The sequence below is a fragment of the Phocaeicola faecicola genome (assembly GCF_013618865.1).
Classification (GTDB): Bacteria; Bacteroidota; Bacteroidia; order Bacteroidales; family Bacteroidaceae; genus Phocaeicola; species Phocaeicola faecicola.
The window spans coordinates 1-24194 of record NZ_JABSOE010000040.1 but is presented as its reverse complement, the minus strand read 5'-3'; the positions used below and the strand labels follow the sequence as shown (position 1 = coordinate 24194).

Genomic DNA, 24194 nt, shown 5'->3' with positions numbered 1-24194 from the left:
ATGCAATACAACGATATAATAAACAATGGTTCTCTTGTTTATCAGTCGCAAGCAGGAGACAAAAAACTTCGTGAATGGCGAATCGAAGAAAGAACTTGTTCTGTAAAGTTTTACAATACAGAGCCTCTCAGCGAATTTGATTCCATAATTTTACGATTGATAGATTCTACCGAATCTGGTAAGATTACAAGAGAAGAACTTGGTTTAACCTTAGGATTTGATATTGCTAACAGATCCTTTGGTTCTAAGCGGTATTATAAAGATTCAGCAGAAGTGTCTCTATTCAATAAATTATTGGATAGTGTCATGATGTGGAATCTCATTATAGAGGAATCAGAAGATGAGAATACAAAAGACGAAAGTCTTGACATTTCCGATAGCACTGAAAAAAATGAGAATGTTACAGAAGAAAACCACAAGAAATCGAATGCTACAAAATACATTCGTTTAACACGACTCGGTCATAAGGCATTAGATATGAACTGTAAATTCTCCTTCTTCTCAGGAGAGAAAGTTGTTATGTCAAATGTTAATAAATCAGAATATCTCGAAGATACGGAAAACTTTCCATTTTTCTCCTCTCTAGGCCTATACACGGAAATCAATCACGTAGAATCCTTAAATTGTTATGAACCAGACGACATTGATATAGACCTCACTGATGATTTGATAAATCGTCTGAATCTTCAATCCAGAAGCACTACAAATATTTTTGAGGCACAAGCGCTTAATAGTTGGAAATATGCTGTAAAGTATGTAAATATAAGTTTGTATAGATATAATGACGAGTTATATCCAATAATCTTCAAAGGAGATGAAGTGTCATTGGAAGCAACGAATATATTGTATCGAGGTCAGAATGAGCACCTATATAATCAGAAAGTAAAAAAGGCACTATATTATAAACTGATAAATAATGCTGATTCTGTAATCAATTATAACGAAATTAAGCACTTTGAAGACGAAATTGACGAAGAAGACTTTGAGTTGATTATTAGAGATTCTCGAACTGAGTGGTCTGATTGTTCAACATATGAATTTATAGTCAGTAGCGAGTATTGTACTGAAAATAATTGGGATATCATATCAAAGTACTGCCCTGTAGATGTTATAATGAAACATATCTCGGACGCTAATGCATTATTTGATATGGTGACAATATCAGCAAAACTTCCGATTCCATTTATTATTGCAAATTGTGCAAGATATAAATGGAACATGAATGTTGTTATGTCTCGTAGTGATATTACAACAGAACAAGCCCAAGAACTTATGCTTTGTGATTCAAATTCCAATATTGAATGGGATTGGGAAACTGTAAAGCCATACTTGGACATTAATTTTGTGCTTTCTAATATTGAACACCTGCATGTTGACTTTTATAATTTAACAGTCTGGTTGCCGATTGAACATTATAATCTAATTGTTTGCAATCCTGGTAAAAATTGGAATTGGCAATTCTTTGTCAACAATTCCAATACAGATCTTGTTATCAATCATATTGAACAACTAAAACCATATGTAGGTTTATACATAGGAATTATACTTGATAGAATTCTTACCGATTCAGAACAGGTAAAGGCTATTGTTCAAAACGATAGTTTTCAATCTGTCCTGAGGTCACTAAAAGAAGAAGGTTCATTGATCTCGTATAATCTAGGTGCAAAAGCTAATTATGCATGGTGCGATGAGCTAATTGATTATTTGGAACAAAGCGGAATTCTCTGCTGGAATTCAACAGAATTTTCTCCTGGATTTGCCAAGTATTCATTTATCTCTTGGAATTCAGAATTTTTTAATAAATATTATCATAAGATTACAACAGCCGAAGACTATTCGTATGTTTCTGGAAAAATCTCGGATCTGTCATTAATTTCATCGCATTCAGATTTTCCTTGGGATTGGCATGCCTTGTCATGCAACAAGAATTTTTCTAGTTCAGAGGCTTTTCTTGAATTAGGAAGAGAACTTGTTTCCTATGAGGAATGGATGAACAACTCAATTGTAGCTTTTACCTCTGGGTTCTTTGAGTCTCATAAACAATGGATGACAAGTTCTAAGAACGTAACGTTTGTTTCAAAGTCTATTAAAGACTACAATGTTGTACTTGAAAATCCTTCTTATCCATGGATTTGGAGTGTATTAGCACAAAATGTTCTTGTCGCAAATGATAAAAGATTTTGCGATGCTCTACATAATCATACCGATGCCATTCCAAATTGGATTTTGACGGTTAAACCTGAAATTATTGAAGAATATTTCGATAAGCTAAAATTGTCCGAGTATATCAATAAGGTATCGGATTCCCAAACCTCTGAAATTCGCCATTCTTGTTGGTTTGCTCTCGGTAACAATATCTGGGATAAGCTATCTCAAGTATTAACTCCTGATTTCATCTACGATAATATCCATCAGAGATGGAATCCTAGTATAGTTTCAAGAAGGTTGATTAACTTGATTGAGCATAAGCCTGAAGCACTAGATAAATGCAAAAATATATTGAAATGGGAAATTCTATCTAACGAATTGAGCGAAACTTTTATCGCTAATTATATTGTCAATTTTAAGTGTTTGTGGGATTGGAATATTCTTACGAACAGGTTGTCTGCTGCATATATCTACCAACATTTTAAAGAGTATTTAGATTATTGGAACAAGGATGTTGCGGTCAACAAGATAATTCATTTACTAAAAAAAGAAGATATCTTTGATGTAGAAATAGCTGAATTATTAGATTGGCAGGTTATTAGCGAAGCTGCATCTGAAGAATTACTGTTTGACATTCTTGAAGAGAAAAAAGATGTACTTAACTGGGATGTTGTATCTAAAAGAATCTGCGACTACAACGTCTGCGATTTATCTAAGATAATCTCGCCGAACAATAATGTCTCAGAGTGTCTAAATTGGAACATATTAAGTTCTCATATGGCATTGACAAGTATTATCAATTACAGAAATCTTGTTGGTGCCAAGTGGGATTGGAGTATAATCACCGACCGCTTCGAAACATCATATATTATTGACAATTTACTTAACTATTCCTCTTATTGGGATTGGGATATTATACTTGACAAGAAATTTAATAGAGATTATATAATAACCAATTTACATTTTGTCAAGGAGGCAATTTCTCAGTTAGAATCTTCAACTAAAGAAAAGTGTTGGAAGACGATTTCTTGTCTCTATAAACCTGCAGAACTACTTCTTTTATCGGAAGCAAATAATCCGATGAATGGATATGAATGGGATTACTCATATATTTACACTGCCATCACAGATCCAGAATTATTTGTAAATCAAGACCATTCATATATTGACAGAAGAGCATTGTCTGCATGTTGTGCTGTAAACAAAATGTTTGAATATGATTCTGATACCTATGTATTTAGAACATGGAAAACAATAGTAAAAGGCAAATTGAATAATCCTAAATTTGAATGGGATTACTCAGAACTAACTAAGCAGCCTTCTATACAAGAAAGAAATGACGTGTTCTATGAAATTAATCCTGACAGTTGGGATTGGGATTATATTAGCGAGTTTGGTAGTTGCTTGTTGCCTGAACATAAGGGAAAATATCTTCGTAAATATAAGAATAGATTGAACTTCTCCCTTATATCAACTCGTGAAGATATAGGAATTGACAATGAAATGATTTCAAACTTCATTAAAGAGGAATGGAATTGGAAATCATTGTCTGAAAACAAGAGCGTAAATTTATCCTTTGATTTTATTTTTAGCTTAAAAGAAAAACCATGGGATTGGGCTGCTTTGTCTCAAAATGCTGCAATAAAATGGGACATTAAAATATTACGTCAAATACTTAAAACACCAGAGATTAAAGCAGCAATTTCTTGGGATGACGTAATTGCTAGAAAAGAACTATCATTTGATGATACTATAATCGAGCTGATGGATGACATTTGCTTCAGTTGGTATGTTTTAACATCAAATAGTTCTTATAAGCCTTCTATAGCTACAATTAGTAAAGCAATAGATTCAGGCGAGGAAATAAACTGGGGCTCACTGTCAAGCAATGTCAATATCAACATACAGTTTGTTCGCGCATTTACTGAGAGATTGGACTGGTCTTTAGTCACATCAAACAAGAATGTGATAAATATAGAAAATGAAAATGTAGTTGATGAATTCGTTGACGTATTAGATTGGAGATATCTATCAGAGAATATACATCTTACAACAGAAAGACTTGTAAAATATAAGAATAAAATTGACTGGAAACTCGTAAATGAGCGATTCAACTATAGCGAGTTAGATATTTCATACGTAGATTCTATCCAAGAATGCATAGATTGGACAAAATTGTCAGGTGCATCTATTGTGTTTACAGAAGAATTCTTGCATAAATATCGAGCTAAAATTGACTGGTATGCTTTTAGCGAGAATGAGTCCGTTGATTTCTCTGCGGATTTGTATCAAGATTTTGCAAAAGAATTGAATGTGATTAAATTTTTGGACAAGATGGCACATCATTCTTCTGGTTATTATAACAAGATGAAGGTTTACCATTTCTCTCATATGTTCAATGCAATTGAGATAATCAAGAATCGAAAGATAATGAGTAGAAATAAAGCAGAAGAAACAAGATCCTTGAAATTTGATGCGGCAGGTTCCGTGGTGCACCGAACTGGTAAGGCACATCCATTTGCCAGATTCTATTATCGTCCAAAATCAATGACACAATTTTACAACGAATGTCTTGGATGGGATAGTAGCCTTGAAACAGATTATGGCAAGAGTTATTACTCGCAAGCATGTGATTTACACTTGCCAAAGTGTCCTATGCCTGTATTTTTTGAATTTGATATTCGTGAAATTGTAGCAAAATATCCTGAAAAGTGCTACTATAGCACAGGTAACCTACAAACCAATGCGGCTTCTGTATTAAAAATTACAGAAACACCAGATCGTCTTAGGCTGGATTATTTATATCACGACATATCAGATGCAAAATTTCTGACCAATAATTATTTTGGTAGAGAACAAGTGTCTCCAGGAGAATGGAAGTCAGTATTCTATGATTTCTTTGATCGAATAAAAGAACAGTCACAACAAGAGTTCCTAGTGGAAGAAGAGCTTGATTTCATGCAATTAGAATCATTGAGAATTATATGCTATGATGAATTCCAAAAAGATTTGCTTATTAACTATCTGGGTGACGATGAGATTGTTTCAAAAATAGAAGTTGATTATAGAATGTATTCTCATGAAAACAGACAGTTAGAAATGAGTGAAAATGAGGATGTTATATCTATTACATCTGACTACGACATCAATGGATGTGCCTATCTCTTGGTGAAAGGCGGTGAAATTAAAAATCAGGAATTGATTAAGAATAGAACCTCATCAGGTCTTATTATGTATCCTTCGGTTGTATTTGACAAACACAATCCGCCTTCTGAGGTATACTTAATTGATCCTAACCCAAGAGCAGACACTAAAGAATGGTTAATATATAAGTCATAAATAATGAATAACATAACATTTGTAAAAGGTAACATCTTTAATACAAAAGCTCAAACAGTCGTTAACACAGTTAACTGCGTTGGAGTTATGGGTAAGGGCATTGCGTTGGTTTATAAACTTCGCTATCCTAAGATGTTTGATATATATAAGGAGTACTGCCATCAGCATCTCATAGGAATTGGAAAGCTCTGGATATATAAAGGGGACAAAAATGATCCTTGGGTGCTTAATTTCCCAACTAAATTCCATTGGAAATATCCGAGCAAATATGAATATGTCGAGAAAGGTCTTCAAAAATTTGTTGAAACATATACTAGCCATGGCATAACCTCTGTTGCTTTTCCTCTTTTGGGAACTAATAATGGAGGACTTGACAAGGACGTTGTAAAAAGAATGATGATTGACTATCTTTCTAAATGCGAAATTCCTGTCGAAATATATGATTATGATCCAATGGCATCTGACGATTTGTATGAAACGTTTAAAAAACGTTGGCTCTCTATTCCAGACAATAAGAAGAAATTGGTAACTAAGATTCGTACACAAAAACAAATCGACACCATCGATTATGCAGTAAAATCAGATGATTTACGTTCTATGATTTCACTGATAAATTATCCTGGAATAGGAATCAAGACAATGGAATGTTGTTTTAAAATCGTAATGAATTATCAAGAAGAACTATCATTATTTGATTGACAAAAAAAGGCGCATCATCCATAGTGGGTGATGCGCGCATTTTAATAGAGAGAAGTGGCAAGCATATCACTTGCGACGCTTCTGGTTCTGCTCATGCTTAGTGCGGATGAACTTATCCAGCTCATCAATCTGCTCTCGGTTGAACTTGACATCATCGAAGAGTAAGTCCACATGTTCGAAGCGATTGACGGCAGCCGTGTCCTTCATTACGTATGACCAGTTCCTGACAGTGATATACTTGACATGATCAAGATTCAGACTCTTGTTATCAATTGTCAGGATTGCAATCAAGCAGAACTCCATCACCATCACAAAGAATGCGATGAGGAAGCAAATCTGCGGAAGTGTGATTTCCTATAATCCGTTTAATGACAGGTTTTATTTCAAATGATTAAAAAAGTGGAATTTCAAATGACCTGATTACACATTGCGCTTCCTTGTCCATAATAAACCAGTATTCAGAGCGGTACGGTTGCCCGTCAGAATCAGTGGCTTCATACTCTATCTTTACCTTCCAACCGCTGAACGGCTTGCGTTCCTGTCTGGCTTCATCACTTGCAGGCTTCAGTTCACCGGAAACCATCAGAGAGCGGAGTGCCGTCATGGCATCCATCTGACGTTTCATCTGCCCTGACATTCCGTGACATTCTGCGTTCGGATTATCAAGTTCCGTGTTCTCCATAAACCTGCGGCTGATTTTCATTATGGCCACAGAAAGAGCCATCTTCTCCTTCATGGTAACATACTCACGGCCAAAGACAGAATCCGGTTTGCTGATGCCCACAATCTTTACGGATTCCGGATTGTCCACAGAAGCCATCAGTGCCTTTTTGGCCATATTCTGTGCCTCGTTCTCGCTGTTGTCGGAACAGCCGGTTCCCATTCCGAGCAGAACTGCCACTGCAGGCAGTATCAGAAGTTTCTTTCCCTGTTTCATATCTTTACGATTTGAAGTTTGTCCGGAGCCAGACCGAGACGTTTGCGGTAAATGGAACCGTCCTCCCGGTACATCTCCAGTTCGGATGAAGTAATGCTCTTCTCACAAAGCTCTTTCGCCTCTTCCAGTGTCAGCTGATGGCCTCCTATATTCCTCCATATGGCAAATGAACACGATGCTTCCTGATTGCTGTAGTTGGAACAGTTGAAAGCTCTTGTCCCCACACGTACCTCGCCGCCGCAGTGCGGACACTTGCCGATAACAGACTGCATATTGACTGCACCGTCATCAGCAAGTTCCAGCACTGTCGGGAAAGTCTTGCCTTCCTTGGTGGAGAATCCGTCCAAAAGAATTCGGCGTTTCTCCAGAAACTCGGCAATCTCCCCGTCATTCATTTTCCGGTTGCCGATGATGGCATTGATGTTGAGCACACAAGAAGGATGCTCACCTGTGTTGTTTTCGCAGCGATACCCCTTGCAGGTCTTCACCACGTTGCCGCCGCAGAACGGACAGCGTCCTATAATCTTCTTTTCTGAATCCATATTCCTGATAAATTACAATGTTTGAATTAATTGAATGAGAACCCCCGGTTCCAGTCCGCAACGATTCCTCCTATAATGTTCTTGCCGGACATCACGTTTGCCCATCCTTCCGGGTCAAGAGAGAACCAGAGGTCGTTCCATGAGAGTGTGCGTACCTGCCATGCCAGGATAAAGAGGTCGGTATTAACAGCCTCCAGTCTGGTCAGTACCTCGTTTGCAATGTAGTACCGCTCGGAAGAACTGAGCAGGTTTACCTTGTGCTTTTCCTTGCCTCCGTCAGAACCGCCTGTATCATAGCTTCCGGAAGTCACCAGCTGCTTCATGAACGGATAAAGCGCAGCCATCTGGGTTGCGGCATCAGCCAGCTCGTCCGAGACGATTGCAGCAATGGCCGTTCCCTTCAGGTTACTGCCGACCGATTTGAGCAGAAGATTACAGTTCTGAGGTATTTCCGTGGCCACCAGTTCCCCGGCACGCTTAATCTGATAGAGATTCTGCATGGCTCCCTGTGCATTGGAAAGATATTCCAGCATCTTGTTCTCCACACTGTGTACCCTGTCGAGAGCAACCGTTACGGCAGTCTCGGCAGCAATGATTTTCTCGTGTGCCTTCTGGCGTTTGTCATAGATATTCTTCAGTGTGGATGTCTGTGCAAAGACAGCACCCGTTAGCGTCGGGTCTGTCTGTTGTGCAAAAGTGTCCGCACCTTTCAGCAGAAAAACTGCAAGGACGGCCACTACCGTTATTCTTAACTTGATTCTGTCCATATCATTCAGATTTTACGTCCTTTATTCCTTTGTTCGCTCAGATTCTGTTCACGTTCCTCTTTGTGTGGTGAAATCACCGGCTCCATCGGCCTGTTCAGCAGACAGTCGTTCCAGTCCTTGAAAGCCTTCGGAGGAAGCCACTGTCCCATACGGTACCGGATGTTCAGCTGCCTGGCAACCTGGGCCAGTAGGGGACGCTCCATGTCAGGCTCGAATACCTTTCCCTTCGCTTCAATACGGATGCCGCCGTCAGTCCTGCTTATCTTCATCTGAATACCTTCCTGCAGGGCCATCATGCGCAGTCCGTATATCCTCCCGGCCAGGTCGTTGTCAAAACAGTCGAAGGCACGTGCATTGGGAAACCGTTCCATGACTCCGGTTATCTGCCGGTCGGAAAATGTGCCGCCCAGTGAAACCAGAGCCGCACTGTCCCCAATCTGTATCCGGTTCATCTGGTAGAAGGCCATGGCATCAAAAGCCGATTCACAGAAAAACACGCTTCTTACATTGTCCGGACTGATACCCGAAGGAACAGCCACCCATGCCGAGGATGACGAATCCGTACCGGCAGCCTTCGACTTGTAACCGCCATGTCCTCTGATTTCATACCCCCTGACTTCATTTCCCTTTCCGTTAGTATATGGGAATCCGATATTGTAGCCCTCAAACTTCCCGTTGTTCCTGTCCCTTATAAGGGAAATAAAGGGCGAAAGAGCCGTAACGGTCGCTTTGGACAGTCCGCGCCGGGAAAACAGTCCCGGAATTTTTCCGGTGTCAACAGGCTTCACCTCATATCTGGAAGCGTCAAACACGCCTGATGATTTTCCTGCCGATTTAACATACTCCCTGTCCTCCCTGTATTCAGGTTCAGGCATGTTGGCAAAACGTGCCATGACCTTGGCTATCTTCTGCCACTCATCTTTTCCGGATACCGTAAAGGAAGAAAGATTCTCACGTATGAGTGTCACCACATCGCCCTTGGAACCGTCACGGCGGAAGAACGTCTGTGCTGCCTTGTCGTTCGGATGGCTGACAATCAGTGTATCCCTCCTGTTACCGCCTTCACCGAGTACCAGCTCGATGTAACGTCCGACACCGGCCTTCCTGTCCAGACGGTAGCCCAGGGCATATGCAATGTCATCAATTCCCACACGGGATTTCATTTCCCTGAAATTAACTTTGTAGTCACTCATGCTTTCCGATTTAAGATGTTATACAGAATTTCATATACTAAGCCCTGTACCGGCATTCCGGTTCCGGCTCATCATGGTAATCTCGGGCTCGTATGTCTTTCGTGCCGTCATGTTCAGGAAAGCCTCCTTGTCCTTCCAGTCCGTAAGCTGGAAGAATGTTTTGGCCGTTTCCCTGGAAACCTTTTTCAGCCCCAGCTCCACACCATCGTATGACGCACGGATGGCATAGTCTCCGGAACGGGTCTTGACAATGGCCGCATTCCTGAAAGGCATCTCCTCGTCCGCACTGACAGGAGTCAGCGGGTCATTCTTTGCCAGATAAGGCTGTTCGCCGAGAGCCAGACGCTGTCTGTCCACATGGTCAAGAATCAGGTCCGAAGCCTTGTTCACGTCAGCCATGACCGATACGATAAACTTCGGTTCCTGTTTCAGTACACCAATCCACGAGTCCAGATAGGCAGCCGAGTTATCCGTTATCTTGGAATCAAAGCCCATGGAATGGCTGATCATGGCAGCCGTAAGTTCCGCCACCAGTTCCTCCTTGGCATATTTCGGGGCACCGAACCTGCCACCCATCTCCCTGTTCAGACGCTCCGGTGTCATGGTGGAATGAGTCATTTCATGGAGCATGGTAGAATAATACTCCATTCCGCCACGGTAAGTTTCTTCCGGAGAATCACCGATATTGAACTGCGCCTTCATGGGCAGCACCACTATATCCTTCGAGGGAGAATAATAGGCACCGTTCTCACGCTTGTCGGCACGTATCGGACATAGCCACTGCTGCGTCTCCACCATACGGTCGAGTGCGGCATGGGTGTACATACCTTCCGTATCCCTAAGTTCCGGAACCTTGAATCTGTCCATGAGCTTCTGCATCCTCTCCGGCTGCACTTCTGCCAGATTGGTCTGTGCCACATTGTACACCGGGAATGACTTGATGAAAGGAATGACATCCATATCCTTCTTCTCTTCCTTGCTCATTGAACGGTATTCCTCTGTGCTTATCCTCTTGCCGTGACTGTCCTTTATCATCATATCCCAGTACACCACCGGAAAGGCCTTTTCACCTTTCAGTACATGAGCCTTAAGGTTATGTGCCTGCTTGAAGGTCAGATATACCGGAAGCTGGTAGTTCATGGCTGCAGTATGCATCTGAAGAAAGAAGGAATTGGAACCGGAATAGTTTCTGCCACCCACATTCTGCGGCAGTCCGGCATAACCCGATGCACCGCCAATCCATCCCTGTTTCCATCCGGTATCCTTCATCTGCTGCATACGCTCAATCATCATTGCAGCGAAGCGGTCTATGGCCGCCTGTCCGCTGTTTCCCTGAAAGTCAGTTCCAGATGCCATAGCTGTCGTCATCCATTACCTGACGGTCCATCTGCTCGATGTCCGTCTGTTCCACATAGAACTCAGCGGATTCATCCGAAGGGTCAGTACTGTGCGACCGGCACCACTCCAGATAATCATCTGCATTCTCACTGTCCATAACAAAGCGGAGGAAACCGATTTTGCCCTCCTGCAGAAGCTCCACAAGCTCCTCATGATTCTTTTTAGCTGACATATAACTTGTATTTTAGTTTTCTGATTATGTTACATTTTCATAGAAGCCGTTTTCTCCACCTTTGCGGTGTTGGCTGCAAGCATACCTGTTATCTCCGTATTCAGGTACTTGGCCGCAATCTGTTCCCTTGTGGCCGTCTTGGTCTTGAAAAGCGAATAGCCGTCATCGAAGGAGATTTCATGCCGGGAAGTCTGTCCTTTCTCTCCGAGGTCAACCGACACCTTCCACTTGTTGTCATTCCTGTCCTTGGCTACACGCACACCCTTGGGGTCAACACCTTCAGGAAGCTGATATTTCTCGTATGCGGATTTCAGATGCAGACGTTCCCCGAAGTTCTTCTCAATAAGCTGGTTTGGAGTAGCCACCCTGTCGAAGTAGGCATTCAGGTCCTGGCGTGAAGCCACGGCAGACATGTTGGTATCCCCAACCTGAACATAGAACTTGTATTTCCCAAAGTCAGGACGCTGCTCGTCCTTCTCCTTATAGACATTGAACTTGTTAACGGTTATGGAACCGTCCGGTCCTGCAATCTCCATCGGCATACGGAAGGCTTCCTCAGATACCTTCGGCATCAGCTTTGTCGGATAGTAGCGTTCCATCAGCTGCGGCACCGTCATTTCCTTGTTCTGATAGGCAGCAAGGTCGGCTGCATCCATCTTCTGCGGCTTGAGCTGCTGTCCGTCAATTTTTGCGGTAAAGTACCAGTCGGCAGGATTGGTGGTACTCTGGTAGGCATGACCATGAGTTACCTTTTCACCGTTGGCAGTCACCATCTGCGGCTCACGGGGCTTTCGTTCCTGGGCTGTCTCCGTTTTCTGTTCGTCCTTCTTTTCGGCCTTTGCCTCATTATCCGTCCCGGTCTCAGCTTTGGTTTCAGCTTTGGCCTTCGATTTCTTTTCCCTTGCAGGTTTTACATCAACAGTGCTCTCCACTGTTCTGTCAGGAGCTTCCTGCGCACCCTGTTCCTTTTTCTTCTTTCCCATATCTGTATTGTTTTGAATGGTTCTGTCATTATTTTCAGCCTTGTCCTGTCCGGCCTTCTTCTTCAAAGGACTGTCCAGTGCATCACAGATTGCCACCCTTATTCCGGAACGTATCAGTCTGGGCAGATAAACGTCAAGTGCCGATTGTGGGAATGATGCAACCTTTACAGGCCTCTTGTAGTCCGGCAGCATCCTGTCTGCAATCTCGATGGCAAGCACTGTGGCAGCCTTGACGGCATCCTGCTTATATAGTTCATAGAAACTGTTCCGTCTGAACAGCAGCATGGCATCCGGATGCTTCTTCTTCAGTTCGTTGAACTGCCGTATGATACCGGTATCATTATCTGAATCTGTCTTTTTGGCCATAGGAATCAGTATTAGAGTTTAAGGCTGTTTGCTTTTGTTTCCTTTCGGGATGGAGAGAGTGAAATGGCACGCTCCACAGACTGTTTGTCCACCACCTTCTTATACTCCCAACGGTTCTTGTCTGTCATGACAAGTCCGAGGTATTCAGGATGAATCTCGTCATAGCGGAGTTTCTGCTGCCTTTCCCATTCCTTCATGTCACCCTTGATAAGCTTAAATCCCTGCTGCTCCTTCAGGTCAATGCCGACTGAAACCTTCTCGCCGCCCACATTCAGTTCAACAGGTTTTCCCTCCCGTACCTGCTGCTTCTGCTGCGTACCCAGTTCAATGTCGTTTACCTTCTCCATGTCCTTCAGACGCTGCTCCAGCTTTATGTCTGTGACACGTCTGTGAATGACGGATTTTGTTTCCGGATCAAGCTGGAGATACTGCTGAGTCTTTTCACCGTTTACGTTGACCGCCTTCTGTATTACCTCACCTCTGGCCAGACGTTCAGCCTCCTGCTGAGTGAGATTGAGAACCTTGTTGCGTTCCCGGTCCAGTTCGGCACGGACCGGATAGGCAAGCAGAGCCGGAGCACCGTTTTTGTCTGTAGTCATCTGAAGCTTCATCGGCATGGTGATGATGCTGCCGTTCCTTGCGTTGATGGATACCTGCATGATGGGGGTCACTTCACCTGCCATCAGCTTCTCCTTCACTTCCATGGGCAAGCTGTCCGCTTTTTCACGGTCGATACCCAGTATTGCCAGTTTTTCGTATGGCAACAAATCGGACTGATTTCTGTTGTGCATTTCCATATTACTGTAATTAAGCTGTTATATTTGCGGTTCTAACCGCCTGAATGCCACAAATGTATTCACGGCAATCTCCTGAAAAAGAAATGCGCAACACTATTCTGATTTCATTGCTTCTGATGCTACTGCCGGTAAGCGTATCGGCACAGTTCTATACGATAACCAGAGAATCGGGAATTCTGCCAACAGAAAGACCAAAAGAGGCCTACAAGCATGTAGAAAAGGATGTTACAGAAAGGAAAAAGAGTAAGATAATGGCAAAGGATACCCTGATTGTCAGGCCGGAAAACCAAAAGGAATTGGATGAAAACAGCCGGAATAGTGACAGGAAAGCATCCCTGAAAACAGAACAGCAAAAGAAAACAAATGATATTCCTAAATCAGGAAACAATCTTCCTGAACTTACCATCCCCAACCTTTATAAAGAAATCATAAGAAACGGGATCCTATACCCTAAAATCGTATTGGCCCAGGCTATACTGGAAACCGGATGGTTCCGTTCATCGGTATGTCGAAATAAGCATAATCTTTTCGGGCTTACCAATCCATGTACAGGAAAATACTACGAATTCAATCATTGGACAGAAAGTGTCCGGGCTTACTATACTAAAGTTCAATACAAGTATAAAAGTGGAAACTATCTGCTTTGGCTTGATGAGATCGGTTATTCAGAGAATTCAAACTATATCAAAACTATCATTAAAGTTTTAATGATGCTAGAAGTTTAATGTACAAAGTAGCATATATTATAATAGATTATTGATATTACCGCCTAGATATTTATAAATTAGAATCTTTTTCTTATAATACTAAATTTATGAATTGTGATTATGATAATTAAATATTAACTTTGAGAGTTGAAATATATTAGACATTATATAGAATAAGATTTTAGGGTACTGATAATCATAAGCCCTGTTTCTTATTCTGTATAAACTCTATTATAAAAGAAAAATATTAAAAATGAAAATTCGTAGTGATTTTGTTACCAATAGTAGTTCAGTAAGTTATATATTAACTATGGACGTTGATATTGTAAATTGTTTCTTGAAATACTGGGATAAAATAGACACAATGAAAGATACAGTTAGGCTGGCTGAAGCTCTTAGAGACTTTTTATTAGAAAACGGAACTGTTAATTATCTTCATAATCATGAAATCTATTCTTACTTAATTAAGTTTGCCGATGATGATGGTACGTGTATGACAAAACAAATGCTAGAAGAAAATGGCGATAATACAGATCCTCTAAAAATGAATAAAGAGGAATTGTTTAACTATATAAGAGGTGAACTCATCTATAGAAACAAACTTAGTGAGTTAATAAATGGATTTGGTGTAACACAAGTAGAACAGTATTAATGTTAAGAAGACACATTGGTAACTATAATTTTGTTGGAGATGCAAAAACAGGAATAACATTACGTTGGGGTAAGACAATAAATGATAATCCTGTTTTTGCACCAGTTCCAGAATTAGCAGATATCTCTATATCAAATCATTGTACAAAAGGATGCTCATTCTGTTATAAGAATAGTAAACCTAATCAGGAATTTATGAGTATTGAAGATTATTGCTATATTTTAGATTCTATGAATCACCATAAATATGGAAATGTTTTTCAAGTCGCTATAGGCGGTGGAGAACCTTTAGAACATCCTGATTTTTTATCTATTATTGACAAGACTTTAGAACATGGCATTGTTCCCAATTTTACAACAAATGGTTTAAATTTAACCTCTGAATTATGTAAAGAACTTAAAAATAAAATAGGGGCGGTTGCATTATCGATAACTTCAATTGATGATATTTTTTTTGATAAAGTATCCTTACTTATTAAGGAAAATATAAGAGTCAATATACATTATGTACTTTCATCTCAGAATATTAAAGAAGCCATAAGTATTGTTAGTGGAGAGAAAAATAAATATTTTAAAGGCATTAATGCTATTATCTTTCTTACATATAAACCTGCTGGGAGAGCAAATATTGATAATATTTTAAAGGATGATTATAATTTGAATATATTCTTAAATAAGATAGGACAAAAAAATATTATTAGACCTAAAATAGGTTTTGATGCATGTTTTGTTCCTATGCTATTATATCATACAGATATTTCTCCGGATTTGATAGATACATGTGAAGGCGGATTTTTTTCCGTATATATTGATCACAATTTAAATGTCTCACCTTGTTCATTTAGTAATAATTCTCATGATTTGTTTAATTTACGAGAATATGATTTTTATGATATATGGTTGGATAAATTAAAAGTCTACCGTATAAAAAACAAAAATAAATGTAAAAGAGCAGATTGTCCTTCGCATAAACAATGCCGTGGATGCTGTTCATATTATCCAGAAATAACAACTTGCTATGTCGGTTAGAATAGATTGGGATAAATTGGCTCAACTTCCTGATGATGAAGATAAGTCATTTGAAAAATTTTGTTTCCACATTGCGATTCACAAATTTGGCGAATGTGGGACTGTTAGTTATTTTTACAATACGCCTGGATCGGAATTTTACATAGAATTAAATAAGCCCATAGAATATGCTGGAATAAACTTTTCAATAGGTGATGTTATTGGGTGGCAGGCTAAATATTGGAAAGCAGTTAAAGATAAGGAAAACTCACCTTTAGATGCAAACCATATAAGTGAATTAGTAAAAGGTTTTGAAAAAACTATTGATTATCGTGCTAATACTAAATTATGGATTGTTTGTAGTCCTGGTTGTTTTGTGCAAAAACAATGGGATACCCTTATTGAAAAACTTCAAGTTATTAAGAATGATTGTTTATTTGAATCATGGCATAAAGACATCTTTGAACATTTTTATATAGATAATCCAGTCAGGTATAATGGTATTTTTCAGTACTATTTTGGTGTGAAATTTATTGGAAAAGAATTATTTGATCGAATATCAAAGGATACATTGTCATGTTTGGAAACTAAGTTTGACGTTGACCTTCATACTCCAACTGAATTTGAGAAGTCATTATTATCCATTGTTGACGAAGATATAGCTCGGCAGAATTTAAGTAATAGAATAACTTCATTGTACAATCACTTAATTGACGATAAGAAAAAAACAGTTCTTGATGAAACTCTTTGGGGATATGAATATCTATCAGATACGTTTAAGGAAAGCTATATTAATGATATACATATTAGATATAATATAATAGAACAATTATATTCATTCTTATCAATATTAAAAGATTCTCCTGAATATATAAAAGAAATATTTATCCTTATTAATGAGTATGTCGTAAAGAGGAGAGAACGTGTAGATTTGCTCAATAAAGAAATAGGTTTAATGTTGAAAAAGAATAAAAGAAATAATATTGACTATTCTTTACATGAGTTAGTAGATCGTATACACTTTTTAGAAAACAAATTGACAGGAAGTTCAGAGGATAAAGATGATTGTTTATGGTCTCTAATCAAACTGTTATGCCAAAAGGATTTTTCTATATTTGCAGAAGCTGGTTATGGGAAAACTCATTTTGCTTGTTCTCTTGCAAATAACATGTTAAATAGAGGGCTTCCTATATTATTTCTTACTGGTTCTCAATTTAGGAATTGTAGTAGTTGTGAGAGTAAACTTTTAGAGATTTTAAACTTGCCACAAGGAACTTTGATTGATGACATATTTGATTCCATGAACTTTATGGGAGAAATTTTTCATTGTAAGTTTCCTATTATTATTGATGGATTAAATGAAAGTGCACCAAATGAACAACGTTGGAAAGATGAACTGCCACCTTTAAGGAGAAAAATAACAGAAAGAAAAAATCTTCTATTTATTACCACATGTCGAGAGAAAGATGAGTATATAGAAGTAATATATGGACGTAAAAAATACACTGAAGTTAATAATTTTGTTCATCTAAATGGAATAGAAGAAAAAGATTTAGACAAAGCGACGGAAAGATACTTTAAAAAATACAATATACATCCAACAAATATTATCAGTAGTGGTGTTTTTAATAATCCTCTACTTCTTAAAGTTTTTTGTATAACTAATCGTGGTAGATGTGACTTTGAATTAAATGACTATTCTTTAGCTTCATGTATGAAAGATTATAGTGAGCAATTATTGAATATGATTGCCACACACAACGGTAGAAGTGATAGATTTAAAAGATTTAAAATTGAAAGTAATCTCAATAAAATTTCTCAGCTAATTTGGGAAAGGAATAATCGTTGTTTAAATTTCTATACTGATTTTGCATCTGTTTTTGAAGAGGATACTGAGAAATTCCTGGATGAAGGTATGTGTTTTTTGCTAGATAGAGTTGGAAATGAAGAACAAATACAGTTTTCATATGATATGGTTGCTGGCTATCATATTGCAAAATCAATATTGGATAAATACAATGATGCAAAGGACTTTTGTAACTTTATAGAACGTAATAAAGACTATTTATATGGAATCAACAGACATACATTAGCAGAAGATATATCCAAAAGTTTATTCTATTTAGTGCCTTTGAAATTTCACAAAGAATGGTATGAACTTATGCCTAATGAGAATGTTATAATATCTTCTATGGACCATTTGGATATTATTATCGCTTCTGAATCGGGACGAAAAGCTCTTATAACTTTAATAGAAAAGAATAATCTCACTTCTTCTATAAAAGAGAAAATATGTAACAGTTTATTCAAAAGAGTGTATAATCAGTCAAATCTAAAATATATTTCTCTGTTCGTACCTTTCTTTCTTAATCTTACGTCTAAGGAGTTTGATTTGTTTTGGAATTTCCAATTTTCAAATTATAGTGTTTTAGAGCATGAAAAAGATTTATTATCAGATAGGTATTGGACTAAGCATTTTGAGATAGAAGATATTATAACTCTTGCAACTCTTTTATGTGGTATTACAGATATGGAATACCGAAAGAAATATCATTCTCAATTATTTTATTGGGTTGAACAAGATAATAGTAATTTAATATTTTGTCAGAAATTACTTTCAATAAAAGATCCTTTTATATTTGAATCAATTATATCTATAGTAACAGGTATTGGATTGAGAGCAAAGGAAACATCGACTATAAATAATTGTATTTCTATTTTAGAGGATTATCTAGCTAATTATAATTCTAATCATATTGTATTGTTAGACGATTTAGAAACTTTGTATAGTTATGGGGAGGATTTATATGGTCAGACTTATGATAGAAATATACTTTACAAAAATAGAGATGAATTTTGGAGGCAATCTGATATAGAAAATTTCTCTTTTTATCAGATTTATGATTATGAAAAATTTAATATCAGACCTTTATATGCTTATTCATATAAGCATGAGCCTAATTTTACAGAGGAAGAAGTATTTGGAATGCTATTAACAAGAATACTTGAATTAGGGTATGATGAAGAATTCTATATTGAATTACAAACAAAAGAAAACGAGAATTCTAAATATAGAAGAAATCAAAAGTGTAACTATGCTTATAAGTATGGGCACCATGCTTTAATGGAGCTATATGGCTGGATGATGTTAAATTTATATATTGAGAATGAATATAAAGGAACATTTCGTTCATCCATTATTGATATTGATCCTTCTTCTCCTTGTTTTAAACCTTTAAGGTCACTAATAACTAAAAGTTATATGCCCCGTAATTTATCAGATTTACCTGAGTGGATAAAAGCGAGTAGTATTGAAGATATGAGAAATTATTTTATAAAAAAACTACCAAAAAATGAAGGTGACTGGATATTGTTAAAGGGATATTGCAATCAAAATATAGAAAATCGCTATGCACATCTGCATATATCAGGAACTAGCCAGTTAGTTCCATCAGATTTGGACATAGAAGACGTTTCTAAGCTCTATATACATGATATAGATCATAACCATGCATTTGCAGGAGAATTAGGTTGGAGAATATTAGAATTTACAGAAGAATATGATGATTTTGGTAATGATTCTTGTCCTTTAATAATGGCTGAGTATGAATTTTCTGGTTGGGACACAAATCGTTTTAATTATAATAATTTTTTCTGTTTGAATCCAATAATAGTAAGAAGAATTGGACTTACTTTTGACTTAAAAACTATGACATACTATTATAATAATGAGAAAGTTTCTGAATATTTTATAAATGAATCAGATCATTTCTTCTACTTAAGAAAAGATATAGTTGATGCTATTTTAAATATATATAACGTAAAATTATATCATCGTATTTATGAGCGTAGAATTATAACTTCAAAATCTAAAGATATGCCAGAAATTCCAGAAAAATTTGCAGAACATGAAATAGACTTATTTTATGATGGGAATATTAATGTAAAGATATTAGGTAAAGAATAATAGAATATAAAGATGGAGTGGATAAAATAAATAGAATATATACTTTAAAGTACTCATATTTATAAATCCTCTAAAGGTATTATATAGATATATTATATAAATGGCAAAGATTGTACCAATTATACCATAATAGCTCATTATGAAATGACAAAATATAAGGCTTGAATAGCGATAGTTTTTATCTATATTCAGCAGAATATTATAAAGGTAAAAGATATCGATTACAATAATACCTCTCCACTCATAATCCACTCCAAGCCATGAAGCGAGTCCGGCCATGCCAAGTGTCCAAAGAAATCCAAGTACCATACTACGTTGCAGAAGATTTTCAAGAACCATAAGCGTGGCCACACCCAAAGCCAGTGTAAACATCACATTATGTGTCCCGTCAGCACCATTCAGCAGGTACCAGGGTATTTCACTGATTACGGCAAAGCCCAGCAGGGTAAAGAAATACCTGTACCTGCTTCTTGTATGAATAAACCCTTCCGCTATCAAGAAGGCAAACACAGGAAAAGCGATGCGCCCGATACAGCGCATCGTTTCGTATAATACGGTACCATGCTCCATCAGATAGAGAGCAATATGGTCTATCACCATGGAAATCATTGCTATGACTTTCAGAGCACTGCCGCTAAGTCCAAATGCCGGTTTTAAGGTCATATTCATAAATTACATATTTAACTGATACCGAGAAGTTCCTTTACCATATCCTCCACTTCCTGGTTCACACGCTTGAAGTTTCGGTTGAGCAGGATTTCTTTCTCTTTGTCATTTCTGAATTCATAAATTTTGGGTAGAGCCACATAGTGTTTTTCCTCGTCCTTTATCTTCTTCATGTCAAAATGCGTCTTACAGAAATACTTGGTAGTCCTGAACTCTTCCGACTGCTCGATGTCAAAATGATCAAGCATACTGTCATCGGTAGCCGTAAAGTCACGTGCAGCCTGTCCGGCCAGCCAGCCTGTTGCCATATCCGCAATCTTGGCTGCAGGAACCAGAAAGTCCATCTTCTCAGAGATTGTGGTTGATACCTTGTGGTCATTGATGGAAATGGAACGTGAGGTCTGCTTAGCCTTTCCGAACACATCATTCTGTGCCCACTCCAGCGTCTCCTTGTTGCGTGCCGCACCCATGAAGATATTTCCACAGGTGGTGATAATCTTCTGCATACCGACCTTGCCGTAGTCAGCTTCCAGCTGTGGAAGCTCCTGGAAACCTAAAGTTACGGCAACCTTGTTGGAACGTGCCGTGCCGATAAGACGGTCTATCTTGTGAAAGTACAGTGTCGGAAGCTCGTCCACGATAATGCTTACCGGGATGTTACCCTTTGAGTTCACCCTTGTAATCAGACGGTTCAGTACAAGGGCATTAAGAGAACCGATAACCTGTTCCTTTTCCGGGTCATTGGCAATCACCAGATAACTCGGATTGGCCTTGTCAGAAATCTTCAGGTCGAAATCATCCCCGGTGAATACCCAGTATGCTTCCGGAGATACAAGGCGTGCGGCATTCACACGTAGTGTACCGACCATACCTTCCAGCTGGTCATTCGCCTTGTTTTCGTAAGCACTCTTGAACGGAGCCATCAGTGAAGCAATCCTGTCATCCTGCATCAGGATATTGAATACCTGGTCGTATGGCCTTCCAAGAAATGAAAGCACATGCGGCATGTCCGAGAACTCGCCGGTTACGGTATCCGGTTCCACTTCATTGCCATGCTCGTCCTCATACCAGCACCTTTGAATCAGAATCTTTCTGCCTGTCCGGTCCTTATAGCTGTATCCGTTCAGGTCCACAAACATACGGTCCTCGTCAGTCGATACGTCATTGCCGTTCTCATCCACGAAATCAAGCACCACGTTACCGTCCTTGTCTATGGCATTGAAGTCATCCCAGTTGCGTATGACAATCTCCAGTTTCTTTCCCTCCAGTGATATGAAACGCTTCAGTTTCCTGCCGTTCCTGAATCCGACCGGATGGAAGTTTACAAAGAAATAGATGATGGCAGCCAGGAAGTTTTCCGCAGAATTTGTGAAGAATGCTTCCGATCCGCCCTTCTTCTCTCCACCTCCCTTGTTGAGCGAGGCCAAAAGAGTAGCCGCCGTTTCAGAAGCGGCAGCCAAATCCGGGATATATTTCCGCTGAATCGGATTGATACGGTTGGAATATTCCACATCGGTAAAATTTACTATACGGAATCCGCAGTTCTGAGGCAGTTTACCGGCTTTCCTGTTCTTGCAGTACTGATAGAAAAGCGTCTGTGCAAGTGTCGGAAACTTGAAGTCATATACCATCATGGCAAATCCCTTTGCTGAGTGCTGCCTGATGAACGGGTCAATGATACCGAAAGACTTACCCGAACCCGGCGTACCCAGTACAATCGTGCCACGGAACGGATTGATGATATTGATCCATCCCCTGTGCATCTTTTTCTTCCAGTAGTATATCATCGGAATGTTCACCGAGTAATCATTGCTGACCAGCGTTTCCGACTGCTGGAACGATTCGTTCTCAAAGTTGAAACGGTCCTCACCAACCTTGTAGTTGTAATATTTGGCAATTCCGTCCAGCCCCTGATGTACCAGCATGGTACCCACCACCGAACAGACCGCATACAGAAGCCTGTTGGCCGGAAATCCCAGCCAGCTGAACCCGAAGCTCATGCCATGGAATACAAAACAAAGCCCCACAAGTGTCAGACCGGCCAGTACCGGATAGATGACCATTGTCCTTACATTGAATTTCAGGGACTTTTCAGCCTTTGTGCCGATACAGACAATACAGATGCATATCAGTTCGGCCACCTTGCATCCCGATACGGAATTGAATACCCTGAAGCGTGCCAGCAGGTCGAGTACGAACTGAGTAACCCTGTTGTCTGCCGTAACAGGCAAGTTCATGATGATTTCAATAATCAGAAAGATATAGATGCAGCTCCTGAAATAGTTGTACATCTGCTGCTGTTCCCTTGTCTCCTCAAATGCCATACGCCGTAAAATTTATATTGTCAGAAAGGAATCTTTATACCCAACAGCAGACCGTTTCGGAAGGTATCCCCATGCAGGAAGTTTACATTGTTCTTCTGGATTATTGAAAACTCCAGTCCGCTGCGGAATACATAGCTGTATTCAAGTCCGGCCTCCAGTCCGAAGAAGAACTTCTTCTGTACCGCACCGAACTGAGGCCCCAGACGAAGGCGCATCATGCCGTTCTTGTACCGTGCCAGACGGTGCTTGTAAACCATACCTCCATCCCAGAGATATCCTTTCCAGAAATTGTGACATACCGGCTTCTGCCAGTGATTCCCGACCTCACCATATACTTCGACCGCATTTCCGTATGAAAGCGGATACTCATAACCCAAAGTGGCATTCAGCGTACTTGGAAAAAGGAATCCGGCATTGACGGAAACCTTTCCGGTCTGTGCCGATGTACCGATGGATGCAACCGAGCAAAACAGAATGAACAGAATCTTCTTCATGGCCTATCTTTTTATGGAATGATCAATATAATAGTAGGGGTAATAATCGGCATCGTTCAGAATATCCGAGTCGAAACCGTCCGCATTGAGAATGTCCTCATACTCGATGGTGAGTACCACCACACGTCCGCTAATCTGGTTCTCGGAAATCTCCAGACGGAGCACCTTCTCTTCAGGGAAAGTCAGTTTCGGAATCACAAGCACGTTCCTGTAGTCCTTCCTGAACTTACGTGTGTTGTTCATGGAAAATACAGGAGTAAGCTCTATGGTCTGTGAGTTGGTTGCCTTTGTCTCCTTTTTGTCAGTAAGTTTTACCCTTATCTCCTCAATGTCGTATGCAATCCTGGTCTTGTTCTTCAGCGTATAGTCCAGAAAGAAATAGTCACCGATGGAATAGATATTGTTGATGTATGCCCTGATTCCGTTTTTGTCTGATACAATCTGGTTGAATTTTCTCCTGCTTCCATAGACAGCCCAGGCATATCGTGCAATCTCGGCCATCGGCATGGAAACCTCCGGATTGATATAGGACTGTGTCTCATTGTAGGATACATTGTAGATAGTAGAAGCATATTCGGGTGATTCGGTATAGAGGATGTCATACTGGGCAATATGACGCTCACCGATAATGGTGAGTGTACCCAGAAGCTCGTTTTCGCTGTAACCTTCAGACGATATGGAATCATTCTCCAGATAAGGCTTGATGCGGACGATATTGTCTGTACACTGGTTGCCTATAATTCTTGTTGTAGAAATATCAACCATTTTGATATTCTCGGGCATGACAATGTGCGTGGTCACTTCCCGGTTGATGTATATCTTCTCGTTGGCCGACAGATGTACGGCTATGCCTGTGATAAGGCATATTATCAGAATAATTCTGGTTTTCATATTGAAATATTAAAATGTTACACTAGTGTCTCTTAAAAAATGTAAAACATCTCAATATGGCTCATTATGATGTAAAATCCAATTCTAGCTGACCGTCATTTTTGTAAAGGATGTCGTATTCAGCATGGCTAAATAGATCCTTGAT

Annotated in this window: 19 protein-coding genes; 6 read left to right on the top strand and 13 right to left on the bottom strand. The window is 39.3% G+C overall.

The window, feature by feature from the left end; translation table 11 throughout:
- Together H3001_RS11735 and H3001_RS11730 are read left to right on the top strand one after the other, a co-directional pair.
- Positions 1-5487 carry a DarT ssDNA thymidine ADP-ribosyltransferase family protein gene (locus tag H3001_RS11735; protein ID WP_008157793.1) on the top strand — a complete coding sequence of 1829 codons (5487 nt, stop codon included), beginning with the start codon at positions 1-3 and terminating at the stop codon, positions 5485-5487.
- Positions 5488-5490: 3 nt separating this feature from the next.
- Entirely contained in the window at positions 5491-6186 is a 696-nt protein-coding gene (locus tag H3001_RS11730) for a macro domain-containing protein (protein WP_008157794.1), read from the top strand.
- Positions 6187-6252: 66 nt separating this feature from the next.
- On the opposite strand, the gene H3001_RS11725 is transcribed toward H3001_RS11730, so the two are convergent.
- The 9 genes from H3001_RS11725 to H3001_RS11685 form a co-directional block, all read right to left on the bottom strand.
- Entirely contained in the window at positions 6253-6495 is a 243-nt protein-coding gene (locus tag H3001_RS11725; RefSeq protein WP_005815636.1) for a hypothetical protein, read from the bottom strand.
- 82 nt (positions 6496-6577) lie between these two features.
- The gene (locus H3001_RS11720; RefSeq protein WP_008157795.1) at positions 6578-7123 is read right to left on the bottom strand and encodes a hypothetical protein; all 546 of its coding nucleotides are present in this window, start codon (positions 7121-7123) and stop codon (positions 6578-6580) included.
- A complete protein-coding gene (locus tag H3001_RS11715; RefSeq protein WP_005815632.1) occupies positions 7120-7665 on the bottom strand; it encodes a topoisomerase C-terminal repeat-containing protein in 546 nt (181 codons plus the stop codon). Before H3001_RS11715 ends, H3001_RS11720 begins: the two co-directional genes overlap by 4 nt.
- 26 nt (positions 7666-7691) lie before the next feature.
- Positions 7692-8432, bottom strand: a complete 741-nt coding sequence (locus H3001_RS11710; RefSeq protein WP_008157796.1) for a hypothetical protein — start codon at positions 8430-8432, stop codon at positions 7692-7694.
- A 5-nt stretch (positions 8433-8437) separates the two neighbouring features.
- On the bottom strand, positions 8438-9625 hold the full coding sequence (locus tag H3001_RS11705; protein ID WP_181215017.1) for a toprim domain-containing protein: 1188 nt from the start codon (positions 9623-9625) through the stop codon (positions 8438-8440).
- Between the two features lie 30 nt (positions 9626-9655).
- The gene (locus H3001_RS11700) at positions 9656-10981 is read right to left on the bottom strand and encodes an ArdC family protein (protein WP_181215016.1); all 1326 of its coding nucleotides are present in this window, start codon (positions 10979-10981) and stop codon (positions 9656-9658) included.
- Complete coding sequence (locus H3001_RS11695) at positions 10965-11195, bottom strand: hypothetical protein (RefSeq protein WP_005815623.1); 231 nt, start codon at positions 11193-11195, stop codon at positions 10965-10967. Before H3001_RS11695 ends, H3001_RS11700 begins: the two co-directional genes overlap by 17 nt.
- 29 nt (positions 11196-11224) lie before the next feature.
- Positions 11225-12544, bottom strand: a complete 1320-nt coding sequence (locus H3001_RS11690; RefSeq protein ID WP_005815621.1) for a MutS N-terminal domain-containing protein — start codon at positions 12542-12544, stop codon at positions 11225-11227.
- A gap of 11 nt (positions 12545-12555) precedes the next feature.
- On the bottom strand, positions 12556-13341 hold the full coding sequence (locus H3001_RS11685; protein WP_008157799.1) for a DUF4099 domain-containing protein: 786 nt from the start codon (positions 13339-13341) through the stop codon (positions 12556-12558).
- An 83-nt stretch (positions 13342-13424) separates the two neighbouring features.
- Here H3001_RS11685 and H3001_RS11680 point away from each other — a divergent pair, with 83 nt between their 5' ends.
- The 4 genes from H3001_RS11680 (at position 13425) to H3001_RS11665 (ending at position 19674) form a co-directional block, all read left to right on the top strand.
- Positions 13425-14066 carry a glucosaminidase domain-containing protein gene (locus H3001_RS11680; RefSeq protein WP_008157800.1) on the top strand — a complete coding sequence of 214 codons (642 nt, stop codon included), beginning with the start codon at positions 13425-13427 and terminating at the stop codon, positions 14064-14066.
- Between the two features lie 235 nt (positions 14067-14301).
- On the top strand, positions 14302-14700 hold the full coding sequence (locus H3001_RS11675; protein ID WP_005815615.1) for a hypothetical protein: 399 nt from the start codon (positions 14302-14304) through the stop codon (positions 14698-14700).
- Positions 14700-15728: a radical SAM protein gene (locus H3001_RS11670; RefSeq protein ID WP_008157801.1), complete on the top strand. Its 1029-nt coding sequence runs from the start codon at positions 14700-14702 to the stop codon at positions 15726-15728. The genes H3001_RS11675 and H3001_RS11670 overlap by 1 nt, the downstream gene beginning before the upstream one ends.
- Positions 15718-19674, top strand: a complete 3957-nt coding sequence (locus H3001_RS11665; RefSeq protein WP_181215015.1) for an NACHT domain-containing protein — start codon at positions 15718-15720, stop codon at positions 19672-19674. The genes H3001_RS11670 and H3001_RS11665 overlap by 11 nt, the downstream gene beginning before the upstream one ends.
- On the opposite strand, the gene H3001_RS11660 is transcribed toward H3001_RS11665, so the two are convergent.
- Genes H3001_RS11660 through traN form a run of 4 tightly spaced genes read right to left on the bottom strand, consistent with a single transcriptional unit; the run spans position 19660 to position 24049 of the window.
- Positions 19660-20343: a TraX family protein gene (locus H3001_RS11660; protein WP_008157803.1), complete on the bottom strand. Its 684-nt coding sequence runs from the start codon at positions 20341-20343 to the stop codon at positions 19660-19662. The genes H3001_RS11665 and H3001_RS11660 overlap by 15 nt on opposite strands.
- An 11-nt stretch (positions 20344-20354) precedes the next feature.
- Entirely contained in the window at positions 20355-22664 is a 2310-nt protein-coding gene (locus tag H3001_RS11655) for a type IV secretory system conjugative DNA transfer family protein (RefSeq protein ID WP_008157804.1), read from the bottom strand.
- A gap of 20 nt (positions 22665-22684) precedes the next feature.
- On the bottom strand, positions 22685-23158 hold the full coding sequence (locus tag H3001_RS11650; RefSeq protein WP_008157805.1) for a hypothetical protein: 474 nt from the start codon (positions 23156-23158) through the stop codon (positions 22685-22687).
- Positions 23159-23161: 3 nt separating this feature from the next.
- Positions 23162-24049: a conjugative transposon protein TraN gene (traN, locus tag H3001_RS11645; RefSeq protein WP_005815600.1), complete on the bottom strand. Its 888-nt coding sequence runs from the start codon at positions 24047-24049 to the stop codon at positions 23162-23164.
- Positions 24050-24194: the final 145 nt, after the last annotated feature.